20 protein-coding genes are annotated in these 25070 nt (G+C 67.2%); 14 read left to right on the forward strand and 6 right to left on the reverse strand.

Annotation, left to right across the window (positions count from 1 at the left end):
- Positions 1 to 28: 28 nt before the first annotated feature.
- Positions 29 to 625, reverse strand: coding sequence for a single-stranded DNA-binding protein (locus tag OOK07_RS21370; protein WP_266682402.1), 597 nt, complete (start codon positions 623 to 625; stop codon positions 29 to 31).
- A 78-nt stretch (positions 626 to 703) separates the two neighbouring features.
- Positions 704 to 994, reverse strand: a complete 291-nt coding sequence (gene rpsF / locus OOK07_RS21375; protein WP_073787253.1) for a 30S ribosomal protein S6 — start codon at positions 992 to 994, stop codon at positions 704 to 706.
- Positions 995 to 1280: 286 nt separating this feature from the next.
- Here rpsF and OOK07_RS21380 point away from each other — a divergent pair, with 286 nt between their 5' ends.
- From OOK07_RS21380 to OOK07_RS21390, 3 genes are all read left to right on the forward strand, one after another.
- Entirely contained in the window at positions 1281 to 1595 is a 315-nt protein-coding gene (locus OOK07_RS21380; RefSeq protein WP_266682403.1) for a hypothetical protein, read from the forward strand.
- 179 nt (positions 1596 to 1774) lie between these two features.
- Positions 1775 to 2896, forward strand: coding sequence for a peptidoglycan bridge formation glycyltransferase FemX (gene femX, locus OOK07_RS21385; RefSeq protein WP_266517741.1), 1122 nt, complete (start codon positions 1775 to 1777; stop codon positions 2894 to 2896).
- A gap of 101 nt (positions 2897 to 2997) precedes the next feature.
- The gene (locus OOK07_RS21390; protein ID WP_266682404.1) at positions 2998 to 4029 is read left to right on the forward strand and encodes an alanine racemase; all 1032 of its coding nucleotides are present in this window, start codon (positions 2998 to 3000) and stop codon (positions 4027 to 4029) included.
- A 116-nt stretch (positions 4030 to 4145) separates the two neighbouring features.
- Here OOK07_RS21390 and OOK07_RS21395 read toward each other — a convergent pair whose 3' ends face one another.
- Complete coding sequence (locus OOK07_RS21395) at positions 4146 to 5654, reverse strand: glycosyltransferase family 87 protein (RefSeq protein ID WP_266797989.1); 1509 nt, start codon at positions 5652 to 5654, stop codon at positions 4146 to 4148.
- Positions 5655 to 5785: 131 nt separating this feature from the next.
- Positions 5786 to 8446, reverse strand: a complete 2661-nt coding sequence (locus OOK07_RS21400; RefSeq protein ID WP_266797991.1) for a transglycosylase domain-containing protein — start codon at positions 8444 to 8446, stop codon at positions 5786 to 5788.
- A 353-nt stretch (positions 8447 to 8799) separates the two neighbouring features.
- On the opposite strand from OOK07_RS21400, the gene OOK07_RS21405 reads away from it, so the two are divergent.
- The 4 genes from OOK07_RS21405 (at position 8800) to OOK07_RS21420 (ending at position 12563) form a co-directional block, all read left to right on the forward strand.
- A complete protein-coding gene (locus OOK07_RS21405; protein WP_266797992.1) occupies positions 8800 to 9483 on the forward strand; it encodes a PadR family transcriptional regulator in 684 nt (227 codons plus the stop codon).
- 44 nt (positions 9484 to 9527) lie between these two features.
- Positions 9528 to 10610: an inositol-3-phosphate synthase gene (locus tag OOK07_RS21410; protein ID WP_266682408.1), complete on the forward strand. Its 1083-nt coding sequence runs from the start codon at positions 9528 to 9530 to the stop codon at positions 10608 to 10610.
- Between the two features lie 88 nt (positions 10611 to 10698).
- Positions 10699 to 11961, forward strand: coding sequence for an MFS transporter (locus tag OOK07_RS21415; RefSeq protein WP_266797994.1), 1263 nt, complete (start codon positions 10699 to 10701; stop codon positions 11959 to 11961).
- 128 nt (positions 11962 to 12089) lie between these two features.
- A complete protein-coding gene (locus OOK07_RS21420) occupies positions 12090 to 12563 on the forward strand; it encodes an LppU/SCO3897 family protein (protein WP_266797996.1) in 474 nt (157 codons plus the stop codon).
- 87 nt (positions 12564 to 12650) lie between these two features.
- On the opposite strand, the gene OOK07_RS21425 is transcribed toward OOK07_RS21420, so the two are convergent.
- Complete coding sequence (locus OOK07_RS21425; RefSeq protein ID WP_266797997.1) at positions 12651 to 14093, reverse strand: CCA tRNA nucleotidyltransferase; 1443 nt, start codon at positions 14091 to 14093, stop codon at positions 12651 to 12653.
- A 258-nt stretch (positions 14094 to 14351) separates the two neighbouring features.
- Between OOK07_RS21425 and OOK07_RS21430 the strand changes: the two genes are divergently transcribed.
- The 7 genes from OOK07_RS21430 to trxA all read left to right on the forward strand — a co-directional run bounded on the left by OOK07_RS21430 (position 14352) and on the right by trxA (position 24295).
- Positions 14352 to 16745, forward strand: coding sequence for a DUF6049 family protein (locus tag OOK07_RS21430; protein WP_266797999.1), 2394 nt, complete (start codon positions 14352 to 14354; stop codon positions 16743 to 16745).
- 45 nt (positions 16746 to 16790) lie between these two features.
- The gene (murJ, locus tag OOK07_RS21435; RefSeq protein ID WP_266798000.1) at positions 16791 to 19058 is read left to right on the forward strand and encodes a murein biosynthesis integral membrane protein MurJ; all 2268 of its coding nucleotides are present in this window, start codon (positions 16791 to 16793) and stop codon (positions 19056 to 19058) included.
- A gap of 137 nt (positions 19059 to 19195) precedes the next feature.
- Positions 19196 to 20896, forward strand: a complete 1701-nt coding sequence (locus OOK07_RS21440; RefSeq protein WP_266682414.1) for a serine/threonine protein kinase — start codon at positions 19196 to 19198, stop codon at positions 20894 to 20896.
- Between the two features lie 245 nt (positions 20897 to 21141).
- Entirely contained in the window at positions 21142 to 21864 is a 723-nt protein-coding gene (gene sigM, locus OOK07_RS21445) for an RNA polymerase sigma factor SigM (RefSeq protein WP_266798002.1), read from the forward strand.
- The gene (locus tag OOK07_RS21450) at positions 21861 to 22784 is read left to right on the forward strand and encodes an anti-sigma factor family protein (protein WP_266682416.1); all 924 of its coding nucleotides are present in this window, start codon (positions 21861 to 21863) and stop codon (positions 22782 to 22784) included. The genes sigM and OOK07_RS21450 overlap by 4 nt, the downstream gene beginning before the upstream one ends.
- A 167-nt stretch (positions 22785 to 22951) precedes the next feature.
- A complete protein-coding gene (trxB, locus tag OOK07_RS21455; protein ID WP_266798003.1) occupies positions 22952 to 23920 on the forward strand; it encodes a thioredoxin-disulfide reductase in 969 nt (322 codons plus the stop codon).
- A 42-nt stretch (positions 23921 to 23962) separates the two neighbouring features.
- Entirely contained in the window at positions 23963 to 24295 is a 333-nt protein-coding gene (trxA, locus tag OOK07_RS21460) for a thioredoxin (protein WP_103545205.1), read from the forward strand.
- A gap of 94 nt (positions 24296 to 24389) precedes the next feature.
- Here the strand turns inward: trxA and OOK07_RS21465 are convergent, their stop codons facing one another.
- Positions 24390 to 25007: a GNAT family N-acetyltransferase gene (locus tag OOK07_RS21465; RefSeq protein ID WP_266682418.1), complete on the reverse strand. Its 618-nt coding sequence runs from the start codon at positions 25005 to 25007 to the stop codon at positions 24390 to 24392.
- Between the last annotated feature and the right edge of the window lie 63 nt (positions 25008 to 25070).

The raw sequence follows: 25070 nt of genomic DNA on the forward strand, positions 1-25070 counted from the left end.
GATCAAGAAGTTTGGGTACGAACCCGCCCTAGAAGGGAGGCTCGTCCGAGTAGCCGCCGCCAGCGCTGCTGCCGGAGTTTCCACCCCAGCCGCCGCCACCGCTGCCGCCCTGGTTGCCACCGGCAGGAGTGCCGGTCGCCCACGGGTCGTCGGCGGGAGCACCGCCGCCTTGCTGGCCGCCGCCGGAGCCACCGCCCCAGCCACCGCCACCCTGGCCGCTACCGCCGCTGTAACCGCCCTGACCCTGCTGCCCACCACGGCCTGCGGTCTTGGTGACCTTGGCCGTGGCGTTGCGCAGGCTGGCGCCGACTTCCTCGACGTCCAGTTCGTAGACCGTGCGCTTGACGCCCTCACGGTCCTCGTAGGACCGCTGCTTCAGCCGGCCCTGCACGATGACGCGCATGCCTCGCTGGAGCGACTCCGCGACGTTCTCCGCCGCCTGACGCCAGACCGAGCAGGTCAGAAAGAGGCTTTCGCCGTCCTTCCACTCGTTCGTCTGACGGTCGAAGGTGCGGGGAGTGGACGCGACACGGAACTTCGCGACCGCCGCACCGGAGGGGGTGAAGCGCAGCTCGGGGTCATCGACAAGATTGCCGACGACCGTGATGACGGTCTCGCCTGCCATGGGGGAACCTCTCGGCGGGTTTGCTGCTGGCTGCTTGTGCTGCTACTCGAAATCCCGAGATGAGCTGAGCTGGAGAGCTCAGTGGGTCTCGGGACGGAGGACCTTGGTCCGGAGGACCGACTCGTTCAGGTTCATCTGGCGGTCGAGCTCCTTGACGATCGCGGGCTCAGCCTGCAGATCGATGACCGAGTAGATGCCCTCGGGCTTCTTCTTGATCTCGTACGAGAGACGACGACGGCCCCAGGTGTCGACCTTCTCGACCTTGCCGTTGCCCTCACGGACGACGGAGAGGAAGTTCTCGATCAGGGGGGAGACAGCGCGCTCCTCCAGATCGGGGTCGAGGATGACCATCACCTCGTAGTGACGCATGTAAAACCCACCTCCTTTGGACTCAACGGCCACGGTCGTTCCGTGGCAGGAGGGTTGTGATGCGTACGCAACGGTATCGGCCGCCACTGACAATCGGGGGTCGGCAAGCGACATCCCCCGTCTGGCCTGGGCGGTTCCCTGGCACTGCCTGGGCAGACACCGGTGCAGAGAGTACAGAGTACCTGCACACGTGCTTCCGGTTGAAATCCGACCGCGGGGACCGTCAGTCTGTACACATCGGGTGTGCATGGCGCTACGATGCGCCGTCTTCCGCAGGAGGTGCCCCATGGCACAGGCATTGCGACCCAACACCGCCGGAGGCCTTTTCGCCACGGACGGAAAACCCCACCCCATCCAGGACGCGCTGCTCGCGGTGACCCTGGTGCTCGGAGTGGTGGCGTTCGTGACGGGCTTCTTCCACAGCCTGCACCTGCTCAGCTCCTGGGCCGGCCTGGCAGGGATCCTCACCGGCGCGTACGGCCAGTGGATCTCGGAGACGACCCGCGAACGCTTCGGGCTCATCCTGGGCCTCGGCGCCTCGGCAGTCGGCTTCTTCCTTGGCATGGCGCATGGGGGTCTCTTCGGCGGGGTCATCAACTGACGCCAGGGACATCGTCCGTTTAACTGCACACAAAGCACCGCGGAACGCCTTGGCGGCCCGCAAGCCGGGGCGCAGGTCCCGTATGCCCAGTCGGGGCGCTCGCGAGGCGCAGTAGGCTTCGGCGCGAGAGCCGGAGCCCCTGTACCCATGGGGACACACCAGCCCGAGGAGCGCCCCGAATGAGCCTGACCCTGAGGACGATCAGCCGTGAGCAGCATCTGGCATACATTCAGAGCCTGCCCTCGGCGAGCCACATGCAGGTTCCGGCCTGGGCCGACGTCAAGGCGGAGTGGCGCTCCGAGAGCCTCGGCTGGTTCGACGAGCGCACCGGCGAAATGGTCGGCGCGGGCCTCGTCCTCTACCGTCAGCTCCCCAAGATCAAGCGCTACCTGGCTTATCTGCCCGAGGGTCCGGTCATCAACTGGTTCGCGCCGAATCTGACCGAGTGGCTGGAACCGATGCTCGCCCACCTCAAGCAACAGGGCGCCTTCTCCGTGAAGATGGGCCCACCGGTGATCATCCGGCGCTGGGAGGCCGGCTCCATCAAGCAGGGCATCCAGAACCCGGACGTGAAGCGGCTGCGCGACATCGAGGCCGACTTCATCGAGCCGCGTGCCTTCGAGGTCGCCGACAAGCTGCGCCGCATGGGCTGGCAGCAGGGCGAGGACGGCGGGGCCGGCTTCGGCGACGTGCAGCCCCGGTATGTCTTCCAGGTGCCGCTCGCCAACCGCTCCCTGGAAGAGGTCCACAAGAACTTCAACCAGCTGTGGCGACGGAACATCAAGAAGGCCGAGAAGGCGGGCGTCGAGGTCGTCCAAGGCGGCTACCAGGACCTCGACGAGTGGCAGCGGCTGTACGAGATCACCGCCGTGCGCGACCACTTCCGGCCGCGCCCGCTGTCGTACTTCCAACGCATGTGGACGGCCCTCAACACCGAGGACCCCAACCGGATGCGGCTGTACTTCGCCCGGCACAACGGCGTGAACCTGTCGGCGGCGACCATGCTGATCGTCGGCGGTCACGTCTGGTACTCCTACGGCGCCTCCGACAACATCGGTCGTGAGGTCCGGCCCTCGAACGCGATGCAGTGGCGGATGCTGCGTGACGCCTACGCGCTCGGTGCGACGGCGTATGACCTGCGGGGCATCTCCGACTCGCTGGACGAGACAGACCACCTCTTCGGCCTGATCCAGTTCAAGGTGGGCACCGGCGGTCAGGCGGCCGAGTACCTCGGCGAGTGGGACTTCCCGTTGAACAAGCTGCTCCACAAGGCGCTCGACATCTACATGTCGCGTCGCTGAGCCCCATCGGCCCCGGCCGTTTGCTTCGATAAGTCCGACAGCTTCGTTCGCTTCCATACCTCTGATACACCGCAGCCCCGAGAAAGGTTCCAGGTCCGGCCATGGCGCTCACGCTCTACGTCGACACCGCGCGCTGGCGGGCGCACCACAAGCACGTGCAGGAGCAGTTCCCAGGGCTCGTCCCGGTCTGCAAGGGCAACGGCTACGGCTTCGGACACGAGCGGCTGGCGGAGGAGGCCACCCGGATGGGTTCCGACATCCTCGCCGTCGGCACCACGTACGAGGCCGCGCGCATCAAGGACTACTTCGGCGGTGACCTGCTGGTACTGACGCCGTACCGGCGCGGCGAGGAGCCCGTCCCGCTGCCCGACCGTGTCATCCGCTCGGTGTCCTCGGTGGACGGCGTATACGGCCTGGTGGGCGCCCGTGTGGTCATCGAGGTGATGTCCTCGATGAAGCGGCACGGCATCAGCGCACAGGACCTGTCACAGCTGCACTCGGCCATAGAGAACGTCCGCCTCGAGGGCTTCGCCATCCACCTGCCGCTGGACCGCACGGACGGCTCGGACGCCGTCGAAGAGGTCATCGGCTGGATGGACCACCTGCGCGCGGCTCGTCTGCCCCTGCACACGATGTTCGTCAGCCACCTCAAGGCCGATGAACTCCACCGGTTGCAGCAGCAGTTCCCGCAGACCCGCTTCCGCGCCCGCATCGGCACCCGCCTGTGGCTGGGGGACCACGAGGCCACGGACTACCGCGGCGCGGTCCTGGACGTCACCCGTGTGGCCAAGGGGGACCGTTTCGGCTATCGCCAGCAGAAGGCTGCCTCCGACGGCTTCCTGGTCGTCGTGGCGGGCGGTACGTCGCACGGGGTGGGCCTGGAGGCCCCGAAGGCGCTGCACGGTGTCATGCCGCGCGCCAAGGGCGTTGCCCGGGCCGGCCTCGCCACGGTGAACCGGAACCTTTCTCCGTTCGTCTGGGGCGGCAAGCAGCGCTGGTTCGCGGAACCGCCGCACATGCAGGTCTCCATCCTGTTCGTGCCGACGGACGCACCCGAGCCGAAGGTCGGTGAGGAGTTGGTGGCTCATCTGCGGCACACCACCACGCAGTTCGACCGCATCGTCGACCGCTGATCGACGCGGCAGGCAACCGAAAAGGCCGTACACAGAGTCTCTGTGTACGGCCTTTCGCACGGCATGAGCCGATGTGGAGTTCGTGGGCCGTCGACAGCCCCACGCGAGCTGTTCGCTCAGAGCGAACTCTCTGTGGAGGACGCCGTTCCATGGCTGCCCCACTCCACCTGCGGTCCGTCGAAGTGGGCCGCGTGCCGCGGCGGATGGGATGCCGTGCCAAGGGCGAACACGTCCTCCGCGCCGTCCAGCACACCCCCTGACGGGTCGTCGTCGCCGGCCCGCCGTACCGGGTCCCGCTCCGGCATGAGGACGTCGCGCACGACGATCACACACAGGTACAGCGTCCCCAGCAGGTGTACGGCGATGGCCCAGTGGTAGCCGTCCTGTGGCAGTCCCTTGTGGGCCTCTCCACTGGTCGTGTACGCCAGGTACAGCCAGATGCCCAGAAAATACGCGATCTCGCACGCCTGCCAGATCAGGAAGTCCCGCCACTTCGGCCGGGCCAGCACAGCGAGCGGCACCAGCCACAGGACGTACTGCGGCGAGTAGACCTTGTTGGTGAGGATGAACACCGCGACGACCAGGAAAGCGAGCTGGGCGAAACGCGGCCGACGCGGAGCGGTCATTGTGAGCACGGCAATGCCCACAAAACACAGCACCACCAGTGCCGTGGCCAGGTTGTTGACGGTGTCGGTGCTGAGCGGGTTGGTCGAGTTCTGGGCCATGATCAGCCAGAAGGACCCGAAGTCCACACCCCGGTCATGGCTGAATTTGTAGAACTGCGACCAGCCGTCCCAGGCGAAGAGCATCACCGGCAGGTTCACGACGAGCCAGGCGACGACCGTGCCTCCCAGGGCCTTGCCGAAGTCCCGCCATTTGCCCGCACGCCAGCACAGCAGGAGCAGTGGGCCGAGCAGGAAGACGGGATAGAGCTTCGCGGCCGTAGCAAGCCCCAGGAGGACTCCGAAGGCGACGGAGCGCCCCCGGGACCACATCAGCATCGCCGCGGCCGTCAGAGCGACCGCCAGCAGGTCCCAGTTGATGGTCGCGGTCAGAGCGAAGGCGGGCGCCAGCGCGACCAGCAGTCCGTCCCACGGGCGCCGGGCGTGCGTGCGGGTCACGCAGACGGCGATGACCGCCGCGCACACCATCAGCATCCCGGCGTTGACCATCCAGTACCACTGTTCCTGGTCCTGGATACTGCCGCTGCCCGGCGTGAGCCAGGAGGCCACCTCCATGAACACACCGGTCAGAACCGGGTATTCGAGGTAGGGCATGTCACCGGAGAGCTTGTCGAAGTACGGCACGAGCCCATCGGCGAAACCGCGCCCTTGATAGAGGTGCGGGATGTCCGAGTAGCACGCCTTCGTGTACTGCGAGCTGGCGCCGAAGAACCAGGCGCCGTTGTAGCAGGGCGCCTTCTGGATCAGTCCGAGAGCGAACATGCCGATCGCCACGAGCACGATGACCCGGACGGGAGTCCACCAGGACGTCCCTAGCAGGGCACGCCGCCCGAGGGGACCGCCGATCAGCTCGCTGCCGGACGCGGCGACCTCGTCCTCCTTGGTCGGCCGCACCGGGTCCGGCTCGTGCACGCTCGCTTGCGTCGATTCTGCGCTGGGCATGCCGCACATCCTGCCGTACGTGTCTAGGAATACGCCGGGGGCCGCCACAACCACTCAGGTGCGGCGGCCCCCGTTTCACGTGAAACATCGCCATGTTTCACGTGAAACACCCGTCTCGGGCTTTGTGGCAGCTAGCCGGTCGACCCTCCGAAGAGGCCACCGTTGCCATTACCTCTGCTGTTACCGGTCCCTGACGTGTCCGTGGCCGTCGGCGTGGGCGTCACGCCACCGTCTGTCCCGCCGGTGTCCGTGCCACCCGTGTCGTTGCACTGCCAGCTGAACCGGCAGGACTCACTCGCCGAGGGCGACGGACTCGTCAGCGTCTCACTGGGCGTGGGACTCGGGCTCGGGCTGGCTTCCTGGGTGTCACTGACCGTCGGAGTGGGAGTGGGACTCGGCACGTCGTTGACGATCTCACCGATGGGCTCCGGGGTGGGGAACGGCAGCGCCTTCTGCCCCTTCAACGCCTCTTCCATGTAGTCGTGCCAGATCTCGGACGGGAACGAGGCGCCATGGATCTTCTCCTGGCCGCCGGTCCCGTACATCTCCAGGAAGGTGCGGTTCTTCTTGCTCTCGTCATCGTCGTACCGGAACATCGTGATCGACGTGGACAGCTGCGGGGTGTAGCCCACGAACCAGGCCGACTTGTTGCCGTCGGTGGTACCGGTCTTGCCGGCCACATCACGTCCGGGCAGTCGGGCGTTGGTACCCGTGCCCTTCTCGACCACCGTCTTCAGCACGTCAGTGACGTTGTCGGCGACCTTGGGGGTGAAGGCCTCCTCAGGAGCGTCCCGGTGGGTGAAGACCGTGCCGTCCCTGCTCGTGACCCTTGAGACGGAGAAGGGATCACGCCGTTCACCACTGGATGCGAAGGTTGCATACGCACCCGCCATCCGGATCGCGCTCGGGTCGGAGATACCGATGGAGAAGGACGGGTAGTTGGTACCGGCCAGGCTGTCCTTCTTGAGACCGGCGTCCATGGCCGCTTCCTTCACCTTGTCCAGCCCGACGTCCATGCCGAGTTGCACGTAGGCGGAGTTCACCGACTCCCGCATCGCCTCACGCAGATCGATCTGGTACTTGGGCGGGCTGCCGTACGACTCGTTGCCGTCGTTGGTCTGCAGCCACTCCTCACCCTTTTCGTTCTTCCAGACCGTCTTGTCGTAGTCCTCGATCTTGAGCTTGTTCTTGCCGCTGTAGAGGCTCTTCGGCGATACCTGGGTGCGCTCGTCCTGCGCCTGCTCAGCGCCGAGGCTTTTGTCTCGCACGCCCCACTTCATCGCCGCCGCGAGTACGAACGGCTTGAACGTCGAACCGACCTGCGCGCCGGTCACGTCGGCGTTGTTCGTGAAGTGCTTGGTCGCATCCTCACCGCCGTAGATGGCCTTGATGGCGCCGGTTCTCGGGTCCACGGAGGCCCCACCGAACTGAACATGCGTGTCCGTCTTCGGGCGCTGCTTGGGTTTGATGTTGGTCTTCTGGACGTTCGTGACGGAGGCCTCGAGCTCCTTGACCTTCTTCTTGTCGAAGGTCGTGTAGATCGAGTAGCCGCCCCGCTGCAAGTCGTTGGCGGAGATGTGCGTGTTGTTGACCAGGTACGCCTTGGCGAGGTCGACGAGGTAGCCGACCTGGCCGCTCAGCGCGTTGTTCGAGCGGGGGTTCTGCCAGGCGGGAAGCGTGGTGAACTTGTCCCGATCCGCCCTGCTCAGTTTGCCGTATTCGACCATCTTGTCCAGCGTGTTCTGCATCTGCCTCAGCGCCCGCCTGCTGTTGGCCTCGGGAGTGGCCGAGCTGTCGAGCGAGGTCGCACCCGCCGGGTCGTAGTACGTGGCGCCCTTGAGCATCGCCGCCAGGAAGGCGCACTGCCCTGCGTCCAGGTCGACGGCGTTCTTGTTGAAATACGCACGCGCGGCCGCCTGGATGCCGTAGGCACCGCGTCCGTAGTAGGCCGAGTTCAGATAGCCGGCCATGATCTCGTCCTTCGATTTGGTGGCACCCACCTTGATCGAGACGAGGATCTCCTTGGCCTTCCGTGAGACGGTCTGCGACTGATCGTCCAGCATCGCGTTCTTCACGTACTGCTGGGTGATGGTCGATCCGCCCTGCGTATTGCCGCCCCTGGCCATGTTGAAGACGGCGCGGGCGATGCCCTTGGGGTCGATGCCGCTGTCGGTCTCGAAGGTCTTGTTCTCCTGCGAGATGACGGCGTACTGCATGTTCTTGGGGATCTGCGAGAGGTTGACGATCTGCCGGTTGGTCTCACCACCCGTGGCGACCATCTCGGTGTTGTCGGACCAGTAGAAGACGTTGTTCTGGGCCTTCGCCGTCTTCGCGAGGTTCGGAACACCGACCATCGCGTAGGCGATGCCCGCGACAGCCACCATGCTGCCGAAGAAGCCGATGCAGAGTCCGGTCACCAGTCTCCACGACGGCATCCAGCGAGCGGCGCCGTACTTGCCCGCTCGCGGATAGTCGATGAACCGCTTACCGGTGGGACCGGCTGCCCGTCCTCCTCGCCCGGGTGCCGGCGCGCCGCGCCGACCCCCGCGGCCGGGCTCGGCCGCTCTGCGGCGGCCGCCTCCACTTCTCTGTGCCGCGCGGCGGGCTTCGGCGCGGCCGCCGTACGACCGCTCCTCGTCAATCGACCCCTGGCCCAGTCCGTAATCGGCTGGGGACCCGGTGGCGCCCCGCGGTGCCGCACGGCGGCCGGAGGACGAGCCGGACTGGCCGCGTCGGGCCGCGGCACGTCCGCCTTCCTGCGGCTGCGGCGGTTTGCGACGGTGCTCGCTCATCGAACGACTACTCCTCGGGCAGGCGCACCCTTGCGCGCCTGGAAACGGCGGCTGGTTTCCGGTCCCCCCGAAGTACGGATGTGGTCGATCCCTCATTCATCCGTACGGCACCCGGGTCGACGACGCCCCCGTGCGTCACTCGGTTCCCGTTGGTGTGCATGGCGCACAGACTACGCACCGTCAAAACCCTCCGAGTCCCGAAGGTCACCCCAAATCAGGCAACTTGCCTCGGATGAATAAGTGATGTGATCCCGTTCACCGTCTCCCCACTTGTCCCATCCGGAAGGCCGTTCTATCGTCGTGATGTATCGAGTCGATACATCGGAGCGAGATAAAGGCGGGGAGGCGAGCGGATGAGCCGGCGTTCCGGGATCCTTGAGTTCGCTGTACTCGGCCTGCTCCGTGAGTCCCCGATGCACGGCTACGAGTTGCGCAAGCGGCTCAATACGTCACTGGGCGTGTTCCGCGCGTTCAGTTACGGGACGCTCTATCCCTGCCTCAAGACGCTGGTCGCCAACGGCTGGTTGATCGAGGAGCCGGCGAACGCACCGGCGGATGCGCTCGCCGCACCACTCACAGGGCGTCGCGCCAAGATCGTCTACCGGTTGACGGCGGACGGTAAGGAGCACTTCGAGGAACTGCTCTCGCAGACGGGCCCCGACGCGTACGAGGACGAGCACTTCGCCGCCCGGTTCGCCTTCTTCGGGCAGACGTCGCGCGACGTACGCATGCGCGTGCTCGAGGGTCGCCGCAGTCGGCTGGAGGAGCGTCTGGAGAAGATGAGTGCCTCCCTGGCGCGCACCCGGGAGCGCCTCGACGACTACACGCTTGAGCTCCAGCGCCACGGAATGGAGTCCGTGGAGCGCGAAGTGCGCTGGCTGAACGAGCTCATCGAAAGCGAGCGGGCCGGACGGGACCTCAAGGGTCCCGCCTCCGGGGGGGCCGCTCAGCAGGACAACACATCTGGAGCGACGGGCGGCCTGCCCCGTCCCGGGGACACCCCCGGGACGGATACGCCCGACGACACCGCCACGTGAGAGCCCAGTCAGGGCCTCACTCGTACACACAGGGAGCAACCGGAATGGGTTCGGTTCGCGTAGCCATCATCGGCGTGGGCAACTGCGCGGCGTCGCTGGTGCAAGGCGTCGAGTACTACAAGGACGCCGACCCGGCGTCGAAGGTCCCCGGCCTGATGCACGTGCAGTTCGGTGACTACCACGTCGGCGACGTCGAGTTCGTCGCGGCGTTCGACGTCGACGCCAAGAAGGTCGGCCTCGACCTCGCGGACGCGATCGGCGCCTCCGAGAACAACACCATCAAGATCTGCGATGTCCCGAACACGGGCGTCCAGGTCCAGCGTGGCCACACGCTCGACGGTCTGGGCAAGTACTACCGCGAGACGATCGAGGAGTCCGCCGAGGCCCCGGTCGATGTGGTCCAGATCCTCAAGGACAAGCAGGTCGACGTCCTCGTCTGCTACCTGCCCGTCGGTTCCGAGGACGCGGCGAAGTTCTACGCCCAGTGCGCCATCGACGCCAAGGTCGCGTTCGTCAACGCTCTTCCGGTCTTCATCGCCGGCACCAAGGAGTGGGCGGACAAGTTCACCGAGGCGGGCGTCCCGATCGTTGGCGACGACATCAAGTCGCAGGTCGGCGCGACCATCACGCACCGTGTGATGGCAAAGCTGTTCGAGGACCGCGGTGTCCGTCTTGAGCGCACCATGCAGCTCAATGTCGGCGGCAACATGGACTTCAAGAACATGCTCGAGCGTGACCGTCTCGAGTCGAAGAAGATCTCGAAGACGCAGGCCGTCACCTCGCAGATCCGCGACCGTGAGCTGGGCGAGAAGAACGTCCACATCGGCCCGTCCGACTACGTCGCCTGGCTCGACGACCGCAAGTGGGCCTACGTCCGCCTCGAGGGCCGTGCCTTCGGTGACGTCCCGCTGAACCTCGAGTACAAGCTGGAGGTCTGGGACTCCCCGAACTCCGCGGGTGTCATCATCGACGCCCTGCGCGCCGCGAAGATCGCCAAGGACCGCGGCATCGGGGGCCCGATCCTTTCCGCGTCCTCGTACTTCATGAAGTCCCCGCCGGTGCAGTACTTCGACGACGAGGCCTTCGAGAACGTCGAGAAGTTCATCAAGGGTGAGGTCGAGCGCTAAGCGCTGACACAACCGCTCCTGCCAGGGCGTCGAGGGTCCCCCGGGTTTCACGACCTGGGGGCCCTCCCCGTATGTCAGGCTGTGCTCCATGGCCGTGGTCCGTGACCTGCGCACCCTTCTGCGCTTCGCGAACTTCCGGCGGCTGCTCTCCGTACGCCTGCTCTCCCAGGGCGCCGACGGCGTCTACCAGGTCGCGCTCGCCGCCTACGTCGTCTTCTCGCCGGAGAAACAGACCTCGCCCGGCGCGATCGCCTCCGCGATGGCGGTCCTGCTGCTTCCGTACTCGCTGGTGGGCCCCTTCGCCGGCGTCCTCCTGGACCGCTGGCGCCGACGCCAGGTCTTTCTCTACGGCAACCTGCTGCGCGCCGTGATGGCCTCGGCGACGGCCGTACTGATGCTCGGCCACGTCCCGGACTGGCTCTTCTACGCCTCCGCGTTGTCCGTCACCGCGGTCAACCGTTTCGTCCTCGCGGGGCTGTCCGCGGCGCTCCCGCGTGTGGTCGACGCCGAGCGCCTCGTGATGGCCAACTCCCTTTCCCCGACCGCCGGTACTCTCGCCGCGACCGCGGGCGGCGGCCTCGCCTTCGTCGTACGTCTGGTCGTGTCCGACTCCGACGCCGCCGTCGTGCTGGTCGGCGCCTTCCTGTACCTGTGCGCGGGACTCGCGTCGCTCAGCCTCGCGCCCGAACAACTGGGACCGGACCCCGAGTTGGTGCGGCCCAAGCTGGCAGCGGCGCTCTCCGGCACCGCCTGCGACCTGGGGGCAGCCGTTCGCCACCTCGCCTCACCCCCGCGCCGAGAGGCCGCCTGGGCGCTCTTCGCGGTGACCCTGATGCGCTTCTGCTACGGCGCCCTGCTCGTCATGCTCCTGATGCTGTGCCGGTACGCCTTCGCCTCGAACGCGGGTGACGGACTGCGCCTGCTGGGGGTGGCATTGGGGACATCGGCCGCCGGTTTCTTCGCCGCGGCCGTGATGACTCCTTGGGCTGCGGGCCGGCTGGGGCCCGGCCGCTGGATATCCGTCTGCGCCGCAGCGGCCGCCCTCCTTGAGCCCGCCCTCGGCCTCCCCTTCGCCGCCGCCCCCATGCTGGCAGCCACCTTCGTCCTCGGTCTGACCACCCAGGGCGCGAAGATCGCGACGGACACGGTCGTGCAGTCCTCGGTGGACGATGGCTTCCGGGGCCGGATCTTCTCCATCTACGACGTCCTCTTCAACATCGCCTTCGTCGGCGCCGGCGCGGTGGCCGCGCTGATGCTGCCGCCGGACGGCCGTTCCGTGCCGCTGGTGGTCACAGTCGCCGTTATCTACGGGGCAGTTGCTGCGGCTATGGCCCGCTTTGAACGCCAGTAAGTGTCACGTCAACGGCACAGAGTCCCCCTGGACTACAGGGATGCCAGTGGGGCCCGGTAACTTACGTGCGTCTTACTCGCCTCATATGTGCGTCATATCGCCATGCTTGCTTCTAGGGGGATCCTCAAGTGTCTACTCCGCCGCCCCAGGGCCAGGCACCGTACCCGCCCCAGGGCGCCTACCCGCAGCAGCCGGGTCAGCCCGGGTTCCCCCAGCAGGGTGCCGCACCGTACGCCACGGTTCCGCCGCAGCCCAGCCGTAAACCGAGCTTCAAGACGATCAAGAACATAGTCATCGTCGCTGTGGTGGCTTGCGTTGCCATCGGCGGTTATATAGCCAGCCGCGACGACGCCGACACGGCGAAGGTCGGTGACTGCATGCACCGCGGCAGCACCAGTGCCAGCGACCCGGACCTCGAGGTTGTCGACTGCAGCTCTGCGAAAGCGCAGTACGTGGTGCTGGCCAAGATCAAGGGCTCCTACACCACCGAGATCGAGTCCTCGACCAAATGCGAGGCCGCGGCCAAGGACTTCAAGTACACCTACACGGAGAGCGGCGACAGCAGCGACTTCCTGCTCTGTCTGAAGGACTACACCAAGTAGGACGGAGGGGCGGTGTTTCACGTGAAACACCGCCCTCACCGCGTCCGGGGTCATGTTTCACGTGAAACATGACCCCGTTTCACACCCTCAGCCCTGCTCGGCCCACCACTCCTTGAGAGCAGCCACCGCGGCATCATGCTCCATCGGGCCGTTCTCCAGGCGCAGTTCCAGCATCTGCTTGTACGCGTTGCCGATGGCCGGGCCGGGACCGATGCCCAGGATCTCCATGATCTGGTTGCCGTCCAGATCCGGGCGGATCGCGTCCAGCTCCTCCTGCTCCTGGAGTTGGGCGATGCGCTCCTCCAGACCGTCGTACGCACGCGACAGTGCCGCCGCCCTGCGCTTGTTCCGCGTCGTGCAGTCCGAGCGGGTCAGTTTGTGCAGGCGATCGAGGAGCGGGCCGGCGTCACGGACATAGCGGCGGACCGCCGAGTCCGTCCACTCTCCGGTGCCGTAGCCGTGGAAGCGCAGATGGAGTTCGACCAAGCGTGAGACGTCCCTCACCAGTTCGTTGGAGTACTTGAGCGCCGTCATGCGCTTCTTGGTCATCTTCGCGCCGACCACCTCGTGATGGTGGAACGAGACCCGGCCGTCCTGCTCGAAACGGCGCGTGCGCGGCTTGCCGATGTCGTGCAGCAGCGCAGCCAGGCGGAGGGTCAGGTCGGGGCTGTCCTTCTCCAACTCGATCGCCTGCTCCAGAACGATCAACGTGTGTTCGTAGACGTCCTTGTGCCGGTGGTGCTCGTCGCGCTCCAGCCGCAGGGCCGGCAGTTCGGGCAGCACATGCTCGGCAAGCCCGCTGTCGACGAGCAGCGTCAGACCCTTGCGTGGGTTCCCCGAGAGGACGAGCTTGTTGAGTTCGTCCCGCACCCGCTCGGCCGAGACGATCTCGATGCGTTCCGCCATCTCCTTCATGGCGGTCACGACCTCGGGAGCCACCTCGAAATCGAGCTGCGCGGCGAAGCGTGCGGCCCGCATCATCCGCAGCGGATCGTCGGAGAAGGATGCCTCAGGAGTGCCCGGGGTACGCAGAACGCGCGCAACGAGGTCGTCCCGTCCGCCGTGCGGATCGATGAACTTCTTCTCCGGGAGTGCGACGGCCATCGCGTTGACGGTGAAGTCACGCCTGACGAGGTCTTCCTCGATGGAGTCGCCGTACGACACCTCCGGCTTGCGCGAGGTCCGGTCGTAGGCCTCCGACCGGTAGGTCGTCACCTCGATCTGGTAGCCGTCCTTCTGGGCGCCGACGGTGCCGAACGCGATGCCGACCTCCCACAAGGCGTCCGCCCAGGGCCGGACGATCTTGAGAACGTCCTCGGGGCGCGCGTCGGTCGTGAAGTCGAGGTCGTTGCCGAGTCGGCCCAGCAGCGCGTCCCGGACCGAGCCGCCGACGAGGGCGAGCGAGAATCCCGCCTCCTGGAAACGGCGGGCGAGGTCGTCGGCGACAGGGGCGACCCGCAGCGGTTCGCTCGGCACGCGGTGCGGCTCCTGGCTCAGGTCACTGAGGTGGGCTTCGTTGGCGTTCGGCACAACAGAAGAGGGTACGTGGCCCGGGCGACCGCGAGCGCCTCCATTAAACGTGCACGGACACCTCCCTCGATACAGGCACAAGGCCTGCTCTTGAGGCGTACGGTGGCGCTCCTCTTTATTCATACGCATACAGGACACATCGCCCCTGTCTCCCGATCTTGTGGAGCGGTCCGCGGCACTTCCCCTCAGCGCGCATCGTTACCATGCGTGGACGCACATTCCGACGACCACTGACGACGACGAGGGACGGGCGAGCGCGTGGCCGAGGCGGCAGACTTCCAGGGGACACATCCCTCACCTGCCCGCCGCTGGCTGCGGCGCACCGGAGCACTGCTCGCCGGGGCGCCTCTGCTGGCCGGCCTCCTCCAGCTGCCCTGCTCCGTCTCCGCGGACGCGGCCGACCAGTCCTCGTCCCAGGACGCTTCCGGCACGGGCTCGGTGTCCGTCGCCCTCGACTCGCTCAGCCCCGACGTCCCCACGGACGGGGACACACTGACCGTGTCGGGCACGGTGACCAACAACGGCAAGCAGACGGTCACCGGTGCCCACGTGGGACTGAGCGTGGGTCCCGAGCTGAACACGCGCTCGGACGTCCAGGACACCGCACAGCGCAGTGACAGCGTCCAGGGCTCTACCGGCACGGAGGTCGGCGGCAAGTACGTCGAGAAGTTCTCCAAGCTCACCCCGGGGGTCGCCGAGCCCTTCAGCATCACGGTGCCGGTCGACAAACTGGACCTCGGCGGCGACGGGGTCTACCAGTTCGCCGTCTCACTGTCCGGCCAGACGCCCGCACAGCCCTGGGACAAGCTCCTGGGCATCGAGCGGACCTTCCTGCCGTGGCAGCCCGACGACGCCGACACCAAGACGAAGACGACGTTCCTGTGGCCGCTCGTCTCCACCGTCCATATGACGGCGGAGACGGGATCGAACGAACAGCAGACGCCGGTCTTCCTCAACGACGACCTCGCCAAGGAGATCTCCCCGGGCGGCCGCCTCGACGAGATGCTGTCCCTGGGCAAGGACCTCGACGTCACCTGGGTGATCGACCCGGACCTGCTGGCCTCCATCGACGCGATGACCCGCAGCTATCGCGTCCGGACCGACAACGGCAGCACCACGGCGGGCACGCACCAGGCTGCCGCCAAGCAGTGGCTCGACGAACTGCAGCAGGCTGTGTCCGACAAGGAGGTCGTGGCCCTGCCTTTCGCCGACCCGGACCTGGCCTCCCTAGCCCACAACGGCACGAGCGTCAGCGGCTCGCTGAGCCACCTCAAAGAGGCCACCGACGTCGTCGCCAACACGGTGGAGCCGATCCTTCACGTGAAGCCGAACACCGACTTCGCCTGGCCGGCGGACGGCGCCGTCGACCCGTCCATCATCAAGGTCGCCACCTCCGCCGGCGCGGACAAGGTGATCGCGCGCAGCGACAGCCTCCAGGAGACCGCCGGCCTGCCCTACACCCCCTCCGCGGCCCGCCCGATCGGCGGCGGCACCACCGCGGTCGTCGCGGACGCCCGCCTGTCGACGGTCTTCCAAGGGGATCTGACGAAGGCCTCCGCCACCACGCTGGCCGTTCAGCAGTTCCTCGCCCAGAGCCTGACGCTCGACAAGCAGACGAAGAAACAACGCAGCATTGTCGTCGCCCCGCAGCGGATGCCCACGACGCGCCAGGCCCAGGCGATGGCCGTGGCGCTCACGGCCCTGCAGGGCAGCAACTGGTCCGAGAGCCAGGACCTCGCCTCGGCCGCCAAGGCCAAGCCCGACCCCGGTGCCACGACAAAGGTGCCGTCGACGTCCGCGTACCCCTCCTCGCTGCGCAAGCAGGAGCTGCCGCACTCGGCCTTCGATGCGATCGCGACCACCCAGGACAAGCTCGACAACTTCCAGGTGATCCTCTCCGACGAGTCCCGGGTGGTGACCCCCTTCGGACGGGCCATGAACCGCGGGATGTCCACGTCGTGGCGGGGCCGCCCGGACGACGCGGAGAGCTTCCGCATCAACGTGGAGAACCACCTCGCCGAGCTGACCAGCCAGGTCAAGCTGATCGACAAGTCCGACACCAAGCTCTCCGGACGTAGCGCCACGATCCCTGTGACGGTGCAGAACAACCTGGTGCAGGGCGTCGAGCACCTGACGCTGCGTCTCACCTCGACGAGCCCCACCCGACTCCAGATCGGCGGCGACGCCTACCAGGAGCAGCCCGTCACGGTCTCCGGCGGTCACAGCCAGACGGTGAAGTTCACCACGTCGGCCAAGGCCAACGGCCAGGCCACGGTGGTCGCCCAGCTGTACACGCAGGACGGCCAGGAGTACGGCGATGCCGTCACCTTCGACGTCAAGGTCACCGAGTTCACGGCTACCGTGATGCTGGTCATCGGCGGCGGCTTCCTCCTGCTCGTCCTCGCCGGCTTCCGGATGTACACACAGCGCAAGCGGGCGGCCGCCCGTGAAGCCGAGGAGGACGGTCCCGGCGAGACGGGCGGCGAGCCCGAAGACGGGCCCAAGAACCCCGAGGGCCCTGCAGGCCGTCTCAAGGAGGAGTCCGGCACCGGCACCCGGGCAGACGACTCTGAGCAGCCGAGTGACCCGACACCGGACACCGCACCGGAAAGCACCGACCCGTCCGGCACGGGTGAGAGAGTGGACCGTTGAGGATGTCGTGGCCGGTGGGCCCGGGACGATGAGGTGGGGTAAACCATGAACGCGCCGTACGACGGTGACCGCGGCCAGGCCGCGGGCAGCTCGGGCCCCCCCGAGGGCCCGCAGCCCGAGCACGGCCAGGTACAGCCGCAGGCCCCCGCCGACATGTACCTCCAGGACGCTTACGACCAGGACCCCTACCGGGCGCAGGACCTCGCCGCCCAGGATCCGGTCGCGGAGGCCCTCTACGACCGCGCGGCACACCCCCCGCCTCCCCTGGGCACCTACCAGCCGCAGCAGCCGCTGTACGGCCGACCGCCCCAGTCTCCGTACGCCCCTGACCCGCGCAAGTGGGCCCAGACCCCGGCGCCGGAGCCGGGTGGCCCGAACCAGTACCTGCCGTACGGTGACGATCCCCGTACGACCCAGTACGTGGGCGTCGACGACCTGGTCACCCAGGCCGGCGAGGAACGCCACGAGCCGGACGCCTTCGCGCATCTCTTCCGGGACCAGCAGCAAAGCGGACATCTGGCGTCTGATCCCCCGTCGGTGCCCGGCCCGGCAGCCGCCCCTCGCGGGCCGTCAACGGCGCCGCAGTACCAGGCTGCGGCGGCTCCCGCGCCCACGGCGGACGAGACCCTCAACCTCGGCGCCATGCCCGCCGCCGCCACGGCATCAGCCCCAGCGAAGAAGGGCGGGCGGGCCACGGGCCTGCTCAAGTCCAGTGCCGTCATGGCCGCAGGCACGATGGTCTCCCGCCTCACGGGTTTCATCCGCTCCGCGCTGATCGTCTCGGCACTGGGCGTCGGCCTGCTCGGTGACACCTTCCAGGTCGCCTACCAGCTGCCGACGATGATCTACATCCTCACCGTCGGCGGCGGCCTCAACTCCGTGTTCGTCCCCCAGCTGGTGCGCGCGATGAAGGAGGACGAGGACGGCGGCGAGGCCTTCGCCAACCGGCTGCTGACCCTGGTCATGGTGGCGCTGGGCGGCCTCACGGTGCTCGCGGTTCTCGGCGCCCCGCTCCTGATCCGTCTGCTGTCCGACTCCGTCGCCGGCGACCCTGCGGCCAACGAGGTCGGCGTCACCTTCGTCCGCTACTTCCTGCCCTCGATCTTCTTCATGGGCGTCCACGTGGTGATGGGACAGGTCCTCAACGCCCGCGGCAAGTTCGGCGCGATGATGTGGACCCCGGTCCTGAACAACATCGTCATCATCGTGACACTCGGCATGTTCATCTGGGTGTACGGCACCGCAGCGGACTCCGGCATGAAGGTCACGAACATCCCACCGGAGGGCCAGCGGCTCCTCGGCATCGGCGTGCTGCTCGGCCTTGTCGTCCAGGCCCTGGCGATGATCCCGTACCTGCGCGAGACCGGGTTCCGGCTGCGACTGCGCTTCGACTGGAGGGGCCACGGCCTCGGCAAGGCCGTGACGCTCGCCAAGTGGACGGTTCTGTTCGTGCTCGCCAACCAGGCCGGCGCGATCGTCGTCTCACAGCTGTCCACCTCGGCCGGCAAGGCGTCTCCCGTCGACGGCACAGGCTTCGCCGCCTACGCCAACGCCCAGCTGATCTGGGGCCTTCCGCAGGCCATCATCACCGTCTCCCTGATGGCCGCCCTACTGCCGCGCATCTCGCGCTCGGCAGCCGAGGGCGACGGCGGCGCCGTCCGCGACGACATCTCCCAGGGCCTGCGCACCACAGCCGTCGCCATCGTGCCGATCGCCTTCGGTTTCCTCGCCCTCGGCATCCCGATGTGCACGCTGATCTTCGGTTCCTCCGGCATCAGCGAGGCCACCAACATGGGCTTCATGCTGATGGCGTTCGCCCTCGGCCTGATCCCGTACTCCGTGCAGTACGTCGTCCTGCGAGCGTTCTACGCCTACGAGGACACACGGACGCCCTTCTACAACACGGTCATCGTGGCCGCCGTCAACGCGGGCGCCTCGGTGCTGTGTTACGTCACGCTGCCGCCCCGCTGGGCCGTGGCCGGCATGGCCGCCTCGTACGGTCTCGCCTACGCAATCGGCGTCGGAGTCGCCTGGAACCGGCTGCGCAAGCGGCTGGGCGGCGACCTGGACGGCGCCCGTGTCCTGCGCACCTACGCACGGCTCGGCATCGCCTCGGTGCCGGCGGCACTGCTCAGCGGCGCGGCCTGCTACGAGATCGGTCACACGCTCGGCCAGGGCGTCGTCGGATCCCTCGCGGCCATCCTGGCCGGCGGAGTGGTGCTGCTCGGGATCTTCTTCGTAGCCGCCCGCAAGATGCGCATCGAGGAGCTGAACTCACTGGTCGGCATGGTCCGCGGACGCCTGGGGCGCTGACGCGGGGGTACGCGCACAACCATCGTCCGCCACCGTGTGTCGTGCATAGCGGCGGACTGTGGGCACAATTGGTTTGGCGTCGGACGGCGCGCACGGATGTCGGTCGGCGCGCATTGAATGGGGAGGCAGGAACGACGGTGGCGGAACGGAGCACGGCTGCCGTCGACGTGGCAGACAACAGCGGCGACAAGCCGCTGACCGCGGAGGCGGACCAGTCCACGGCCGACGGGGTGGCCCAGAACCGGGAGCGGGACACGGAGATCGACGAGGCACAGGGGAGTGGCGGGACCGAAGGTCCCGGGAAGGCCTCAGCACCCGAGCTGCACAGCGGCCACAAATTGGCCAGACGGTACCGGCTCGAAGAATGCGTCACCCGTCTGGACGGATTCAGCAGCTGGCGAGCCGTGGACGAGAAGCTTCGCCGCGCCGTCGGCGTCCACCTCCTGCCCGCGGACCATTCGCGGGCACGTTCGGTGCTGGCCGCGGCACGTTCGTCGGCGCTGCTCGGTGATCCCCGATTCGTCCAGGTACTCGACGCCGTCGAGGAGAACGACCTGGTCTACGTCGTGCACGAGTGGCTTCCCGACGCCGTCGAGCTGACCACTCTGCTCGCCGCCGGTCCGCTGGAGCCGCACGACGCCTACCAGATGGTCAGTCAGATCGCCTCCGCGATGGCTGCCGCGCACCGTGAGGGTCTGGCCCACCTGCGCCTGAACCCCAACGCCGTGCTGCGCTCCTCCAGCGGCCAGTGGCGTATCCGCGGCCTCGCCGTCAACGCCGCGCTGCGCGGCATCAGTTCGGACACCCCGCAGCGCACCGACACGGAGTCCGTCGGCGCGCTCCTGTACGCCGGGCTCACTCAGCGCTGGCCGTACGAGAACGACGCGTACGGCCTCTCGGGGCTACCCAAGGACGTGGGCCTGATCGCGCCCGACCAGGTGCGGGCCGGCGTCCACCGCGGTCTGTCCGAACTCGCCATGCGCGCACTCGCCAACGACGGGGCGACCGCCTCCCGTCACGAGTCGCCGTGCACGACGCCTGAGGAACTGGTGAAGGCGGTCGGCGAGATGCCCCGCATCCGCCCGCCGGAGCCCTCGTTCACCGCGCCCCCGGAGTACCAGCGCACCACCTACCAACAGGGCACGTACGGCCGCCCGGCACCGCACCGCGGCGCCACCCAGCCGGTGCCGACTCCTCCGGCACCACTGCAGAGCCGTACCGGCAAGGCCCTGAAGTGGGCCGTCTCGGCCCTCCTCATCGCCGCCCTGGGCCTGGGCAGCTGGCAGCTCGCGGACGCACTCATGGACAGCGGCAACAAGTCGGACGACACGAACAAGACGCAGACGACGGATGGGGGAGACAAGGACGGTCTGAACAAGTCGCCCGTCGGCAAGCCCATCACCATCAGCCGGGCCTTTGACTTCGACCCGTACGGCGACAATTCCGAGAAGCCTTCGGACGTGGGGAAGGCTTACGACAACACCACGGCCACGTACTGGCAGACGGACTACTACCTGAGCGCGAACTTCGGCAACCTGAAGTCGGGCGTCGGTATCATCCTCGACCTCGGCAAGGTCCAGCAGGTCGGGAAAGTGACCGTCACTTTCGTGGGAGACACATCCGTCGAACTTCGCAGCGCGAGCGCCGACGCGGGAGCGAAGCCGATGTCCTTCTCCTCCTACACCAAGGTCGCCTCGGGCTCAGGGACCGCTGTGGAACTCAAGCCCGGCAAGTCCGTCAAGTCTCAGTACCTCTTGGTGTGGCTGACCAAGCTGCCTCTGCAAGCGGACGACGGCCAATGGCGCGCCAGAGTGGCAGACATCAAGGTGACCAGCTGAAGGAAGGGACCACGAGCTCGTTTCTACGAGTCCCGTCCTGCTACACCTACAACGAATCGGGCAGCGCCCTCAATATGCGCATCGGGCCGGGAACGCGATTCACCGCGATCGGGACGATCGCAAAGGGTAATTCAGGACGACGAATCCCTTCTCACCTGCCTGGGACGATCCGCTTGACGATCTGAGAACGGTGGTTCGTGCCAGGCACTACCCTCGGATAGCGACGGCGGGAGGGAGGGCAACAGTTGGACGAGACCGCGAGCGATTCCGTCAGCGACCACGATCTCCTCACCCGTCATGTCGCCGGCGACCCGGAGGCCTTCGGTGAGCTTGTGCGGCGTCATCGTGATCGCCTGTGGGCGGTGGCCCTGCGGACGCTGGGAGACCGCGAGGAGGCCGCTGACGCCGTTCAGGACGCCCTTGTATCGGCCTACCGGGCCGCCCACACCTTCCGGGGGCAGTCGGCCGTCACGACGTGGCTGCACCGGATCACGGTGAACGCCTGCCTGGACCGTGCTCGCAAGGCCGCCTCGCGAAAAACCTCGCCGGTCGACGACACCGAGCGGCTGGAGCAGCTGCTGGAGCCGCACGAGGAGGCATCGGCTCCTGCTGAGCGCAATGATCTGCACCGTCAGCTGTTGGAGGCCCTTGGCACCCTCCCGCCCAACCAACGCGCCGCCCTCGTCCTCGTCGACATGCAGGGGTACCCCGTGGCCGAAGCCGCGCGCCTCCTCGACGTCCCTACGGGCACGGTGAAGAGCCGCTGCGCCCGTGGCAGAGCCAGACTCCTGCCGCTTCTCACTCATCTACGGCCGGAAAACTCCGGTGGCGGAAAGGAACCGGGTGAGAGGCGGAACCGGACGCAGGGGACATCCGTCCCACCGGCAGCGGGACCGCCGACCGACGGTTCACGCGATACCGGGCCGAGTGATTCAGCTGCAGTGAAGGGCGGAGGTGGGCGAGCGTGACATCCACGACGGACATGGCCGGGCACCCGGACGTCGCCGAAATCTCCGACCTCACCGAAGGACTGCTTCCAGCGTCCCGGACCGCCGACATACGACGGCACCTGGACGAGTGCGAACTCTGCGCGGACGTCCACACGTCGCTGGAGGAGATCCGAGGGCTACTCGGCTCGATGCCGGGCCCGACACACATGCCCGCCGATGTCGCCGGCCGGATCGACGCCGCGCTCGCCGCTGAGGCACTGCTGAACGCGACCGCGACCGCTGCCACGGAAACCCCGACACTCGTCAGCTCTACTCGTTCCGTGAACGACACCGACGACGGCCACGACAGCCCGCATGTTTCACGTGAAACATCGGCAACGACGAACCGACCCGCAGGACGCGCGCGGACCTCCACCACCGGACCGGGCCGCAAGGAACGGAAGCGGGTCGGGCGCCGCAGGGCCGCCATCCTGGGAACCGTCTTCACGGTCGCCGCGCTGGGCTTGGGTTCGGTCCTCCTGTCGTCGCTGAACGACGGGAGTCCACCCACTTCTCAGGCCCAGGGCCGGGAGTCCGGCGCGGACACCTTCTCAGAGGCCAAGCTGGAGAATCAGGTCGCCGGTCTCCTCAAGAACAAGGGCTCGGACAGCGGCTCCCATGCTCCCCACAGCCTCGGCGTGGCGGGCGGCTCAAATCAGCCCAAGATCTCCAAGGAGCCCACGGTCCCGGAATGTGTTCGTGAGGGCATGGGACGCACCGACCCGGCGCTCGCTACGAAGCAGGGGACCTACGAGGGAACCGACGTGCTGCTCGTGGTCATGTCCGATGCTTCAGCGAGCTCTAGGGTGACCGCCTACATCGTGGATTCGACCTGTGTGAGTGATCCGTCGTCCGCCAAGGCGAAGGTTCTCCTCAAGCACTCCTACAGCCGCCCCTGAGCGCACACGCTTCGCCTCCGTTCTGCGTGGTATCCCGTACGGTGTCGCGTCTCCGTGTGCCCGGACACAGCGGGAATGCGCGCCCCTTAGGATCCGTTGGGTGGGGTGAGAGTCTCAGAGGGCTCCCACCGGTCCGACGACGCAGTCCAGAGACGAGGAACCAAGCTGTGAGCGACGTCCGTAACGTGATCATCATCGGCTCCGGGCCCGCCGGCTACACGGCGGCGCTCTACACTGCGCGCGCGTCGCTGAAGCCGCTGGTGTTCGAGGGCGCCGTCACCGCCGGTGGCGCGCTCATGAACACCACCGACGTGGAGAACTTCCCGGGTTTCCAGGACGGCATCATGGGCCCCGAGCTCATGGACAACATGCGTGCCCAGGCTGAGCGCTTCGGCGCCGAGCTCGTTCCGGACGATGTCGTCTCCGTCGACCTGACCGGTGAGATCAAGACCGTCACCGACACCGCCGGCACTGTACACAAGGCGAAGGCCGTCATCGTCACCACCGGCTCCCAGCACCGCAAGCTCGGTCTGCCGAACGAGGACGCGCTCTCCGGGCGCGGGGTCTCCTGGTGTGCCACGTGTGATGGCTTCTTCTTCAAGGGCCAGGACATCGCCGTGATCGGCGGCGGTGACACAGCCATGGAAGAGGCCACCTTCCTCTCCCGCTTCGCCAAGTCCGTGACGATCGTCCACCGCCGGGACACGCTGCGCGCCTCCAAAGCGATGCAGGAGCGCGCCTTCGCCGACCCGAAGATCAAGTTCGTGTGGGACAGCGAGGTCGCCGAGATCCAGGGCGACCCCAAGCTTTCAGGTCTGAAGCTGCGCAACCTCAAGACCGGCGCCCTCTCGGACCTGGCCGTCACCGGGCTGTTCATCGCGATCGGCCACGACCCTCGCACCGAACTCTTCAAGGGACAGCTCGACCTGGACGAGGAGGGTTACCTCAAGGTCGCCTCCCCCTCGACCCACACCAACCTGGCCGGTGTGTTCGCCGCCGGCGATGTCGTCGACCACACCTACCGCCAGGCGATCACCGCGGCCGGTACCGGTTGCTCCTCCGCTCTCGACGCCGAGCGGTTCCTCGCCGCCCTCGCGGACGAGGAGCAGGCGGAGCCCGAGAAGACCTCTGTCTGACCCTCCATCCGCCCCACGCACCAACCAGTTAAGGAGCCCGCCGTGGCCGGCACCCTGAAGAACGTGACTGACGACTCCTTCGAGCAGGACGTCCTCAAGAGCGACAAGCCCGTCCTGGTGGACTTCTGGGCCGCCTGGTGCGGTCCGTGCCGCCAGATCGCTCCATCCCTCGAAGCAATCGCCTCCGAGTACGGCGACAAGATCGAGGTCGTCAAGCTCAACATCGACGAAAACCCGGGTACGGCCGCCAAGTACGGCGTCATGTCCATCCCGACGCTGAACGTCTACCAGGGCGGCGAGGTCGCCAAGACCATCGTCGGTGCGAAGCCGAAGGCCGCGATCGTCCGCGACCTCGAGGACTTCATCGCCGAGTAGTCGGCAAGGCCGTCGAGCCGACGGCACATGTTTCACGTGAAACACGGATGGGCCAACCCTTCAAGGTTGGCCCATCCGTTTGTCCGGACTCCTGTCACAGCGGCCTCAACACCGGCTCCTTCTGCACAGCCCCCAGCAGCCGGTCGAGCGCCATCTCCACGTCTTCCTTCCAGGAAAGCGTCGTCCGCAGCTCCAGTCTCAGACGGGGGTAAGTCGGGTGCGGGCGGACCGTCTTGAACCCGACGGCCAGGAGATGGTCGGCCGGCAGGACACACGCGGGTTCTTTCCACCGGGCGTCCCCAAAGGCCTCGATCGCCTTGAAGCCCCGTCGCAGCAGATCCTTGGCGACCGTCTGGACCATGACGCGCCCGAGCCCCTGCCCCTGATAGCCGGGCATGATGAACGCGGTGATCAGCTGGACCGCGTCCGGCGAGATCGGACTCGTGGGGAACGCAGTCGCGCGGGGAACGTACGCCGGAGGGGCGTAGAGCACGAAGCCCACCGGTACATCGTCGACGTAGACAACCCGGCCGCAGGATCCCCAGTCCAGCAGGACCGCCGAGATCCACGCTTCTTTCTCCAGCGCGGGCGTGCCCGCTTTTACCGCGGCTTCGCCGCTGACGGGGTCCAACTCCCAGAAGACACACGCGCGACAGCGTTTGGGAAGGTCCTGAAGGTTGTCCAGCGTGAGCGGTACGAGCCGACGCCCCATGAAGGCTGTTCCTCGCTTCCTTCGCCCGCCGCGTCACGGGCGGCTGTCAGAGCACTCCGCTCT

Origin of the sequence: Streptomyces sp. NBC_00078 (genome assembly GCF_026343335.1) — a bacterium.
Taxonomy (GTDB): Bacteria; Actinomycetota; Actinomycetes; order Streptomycetales; family Streptomycetaceae; genus Streptomyces.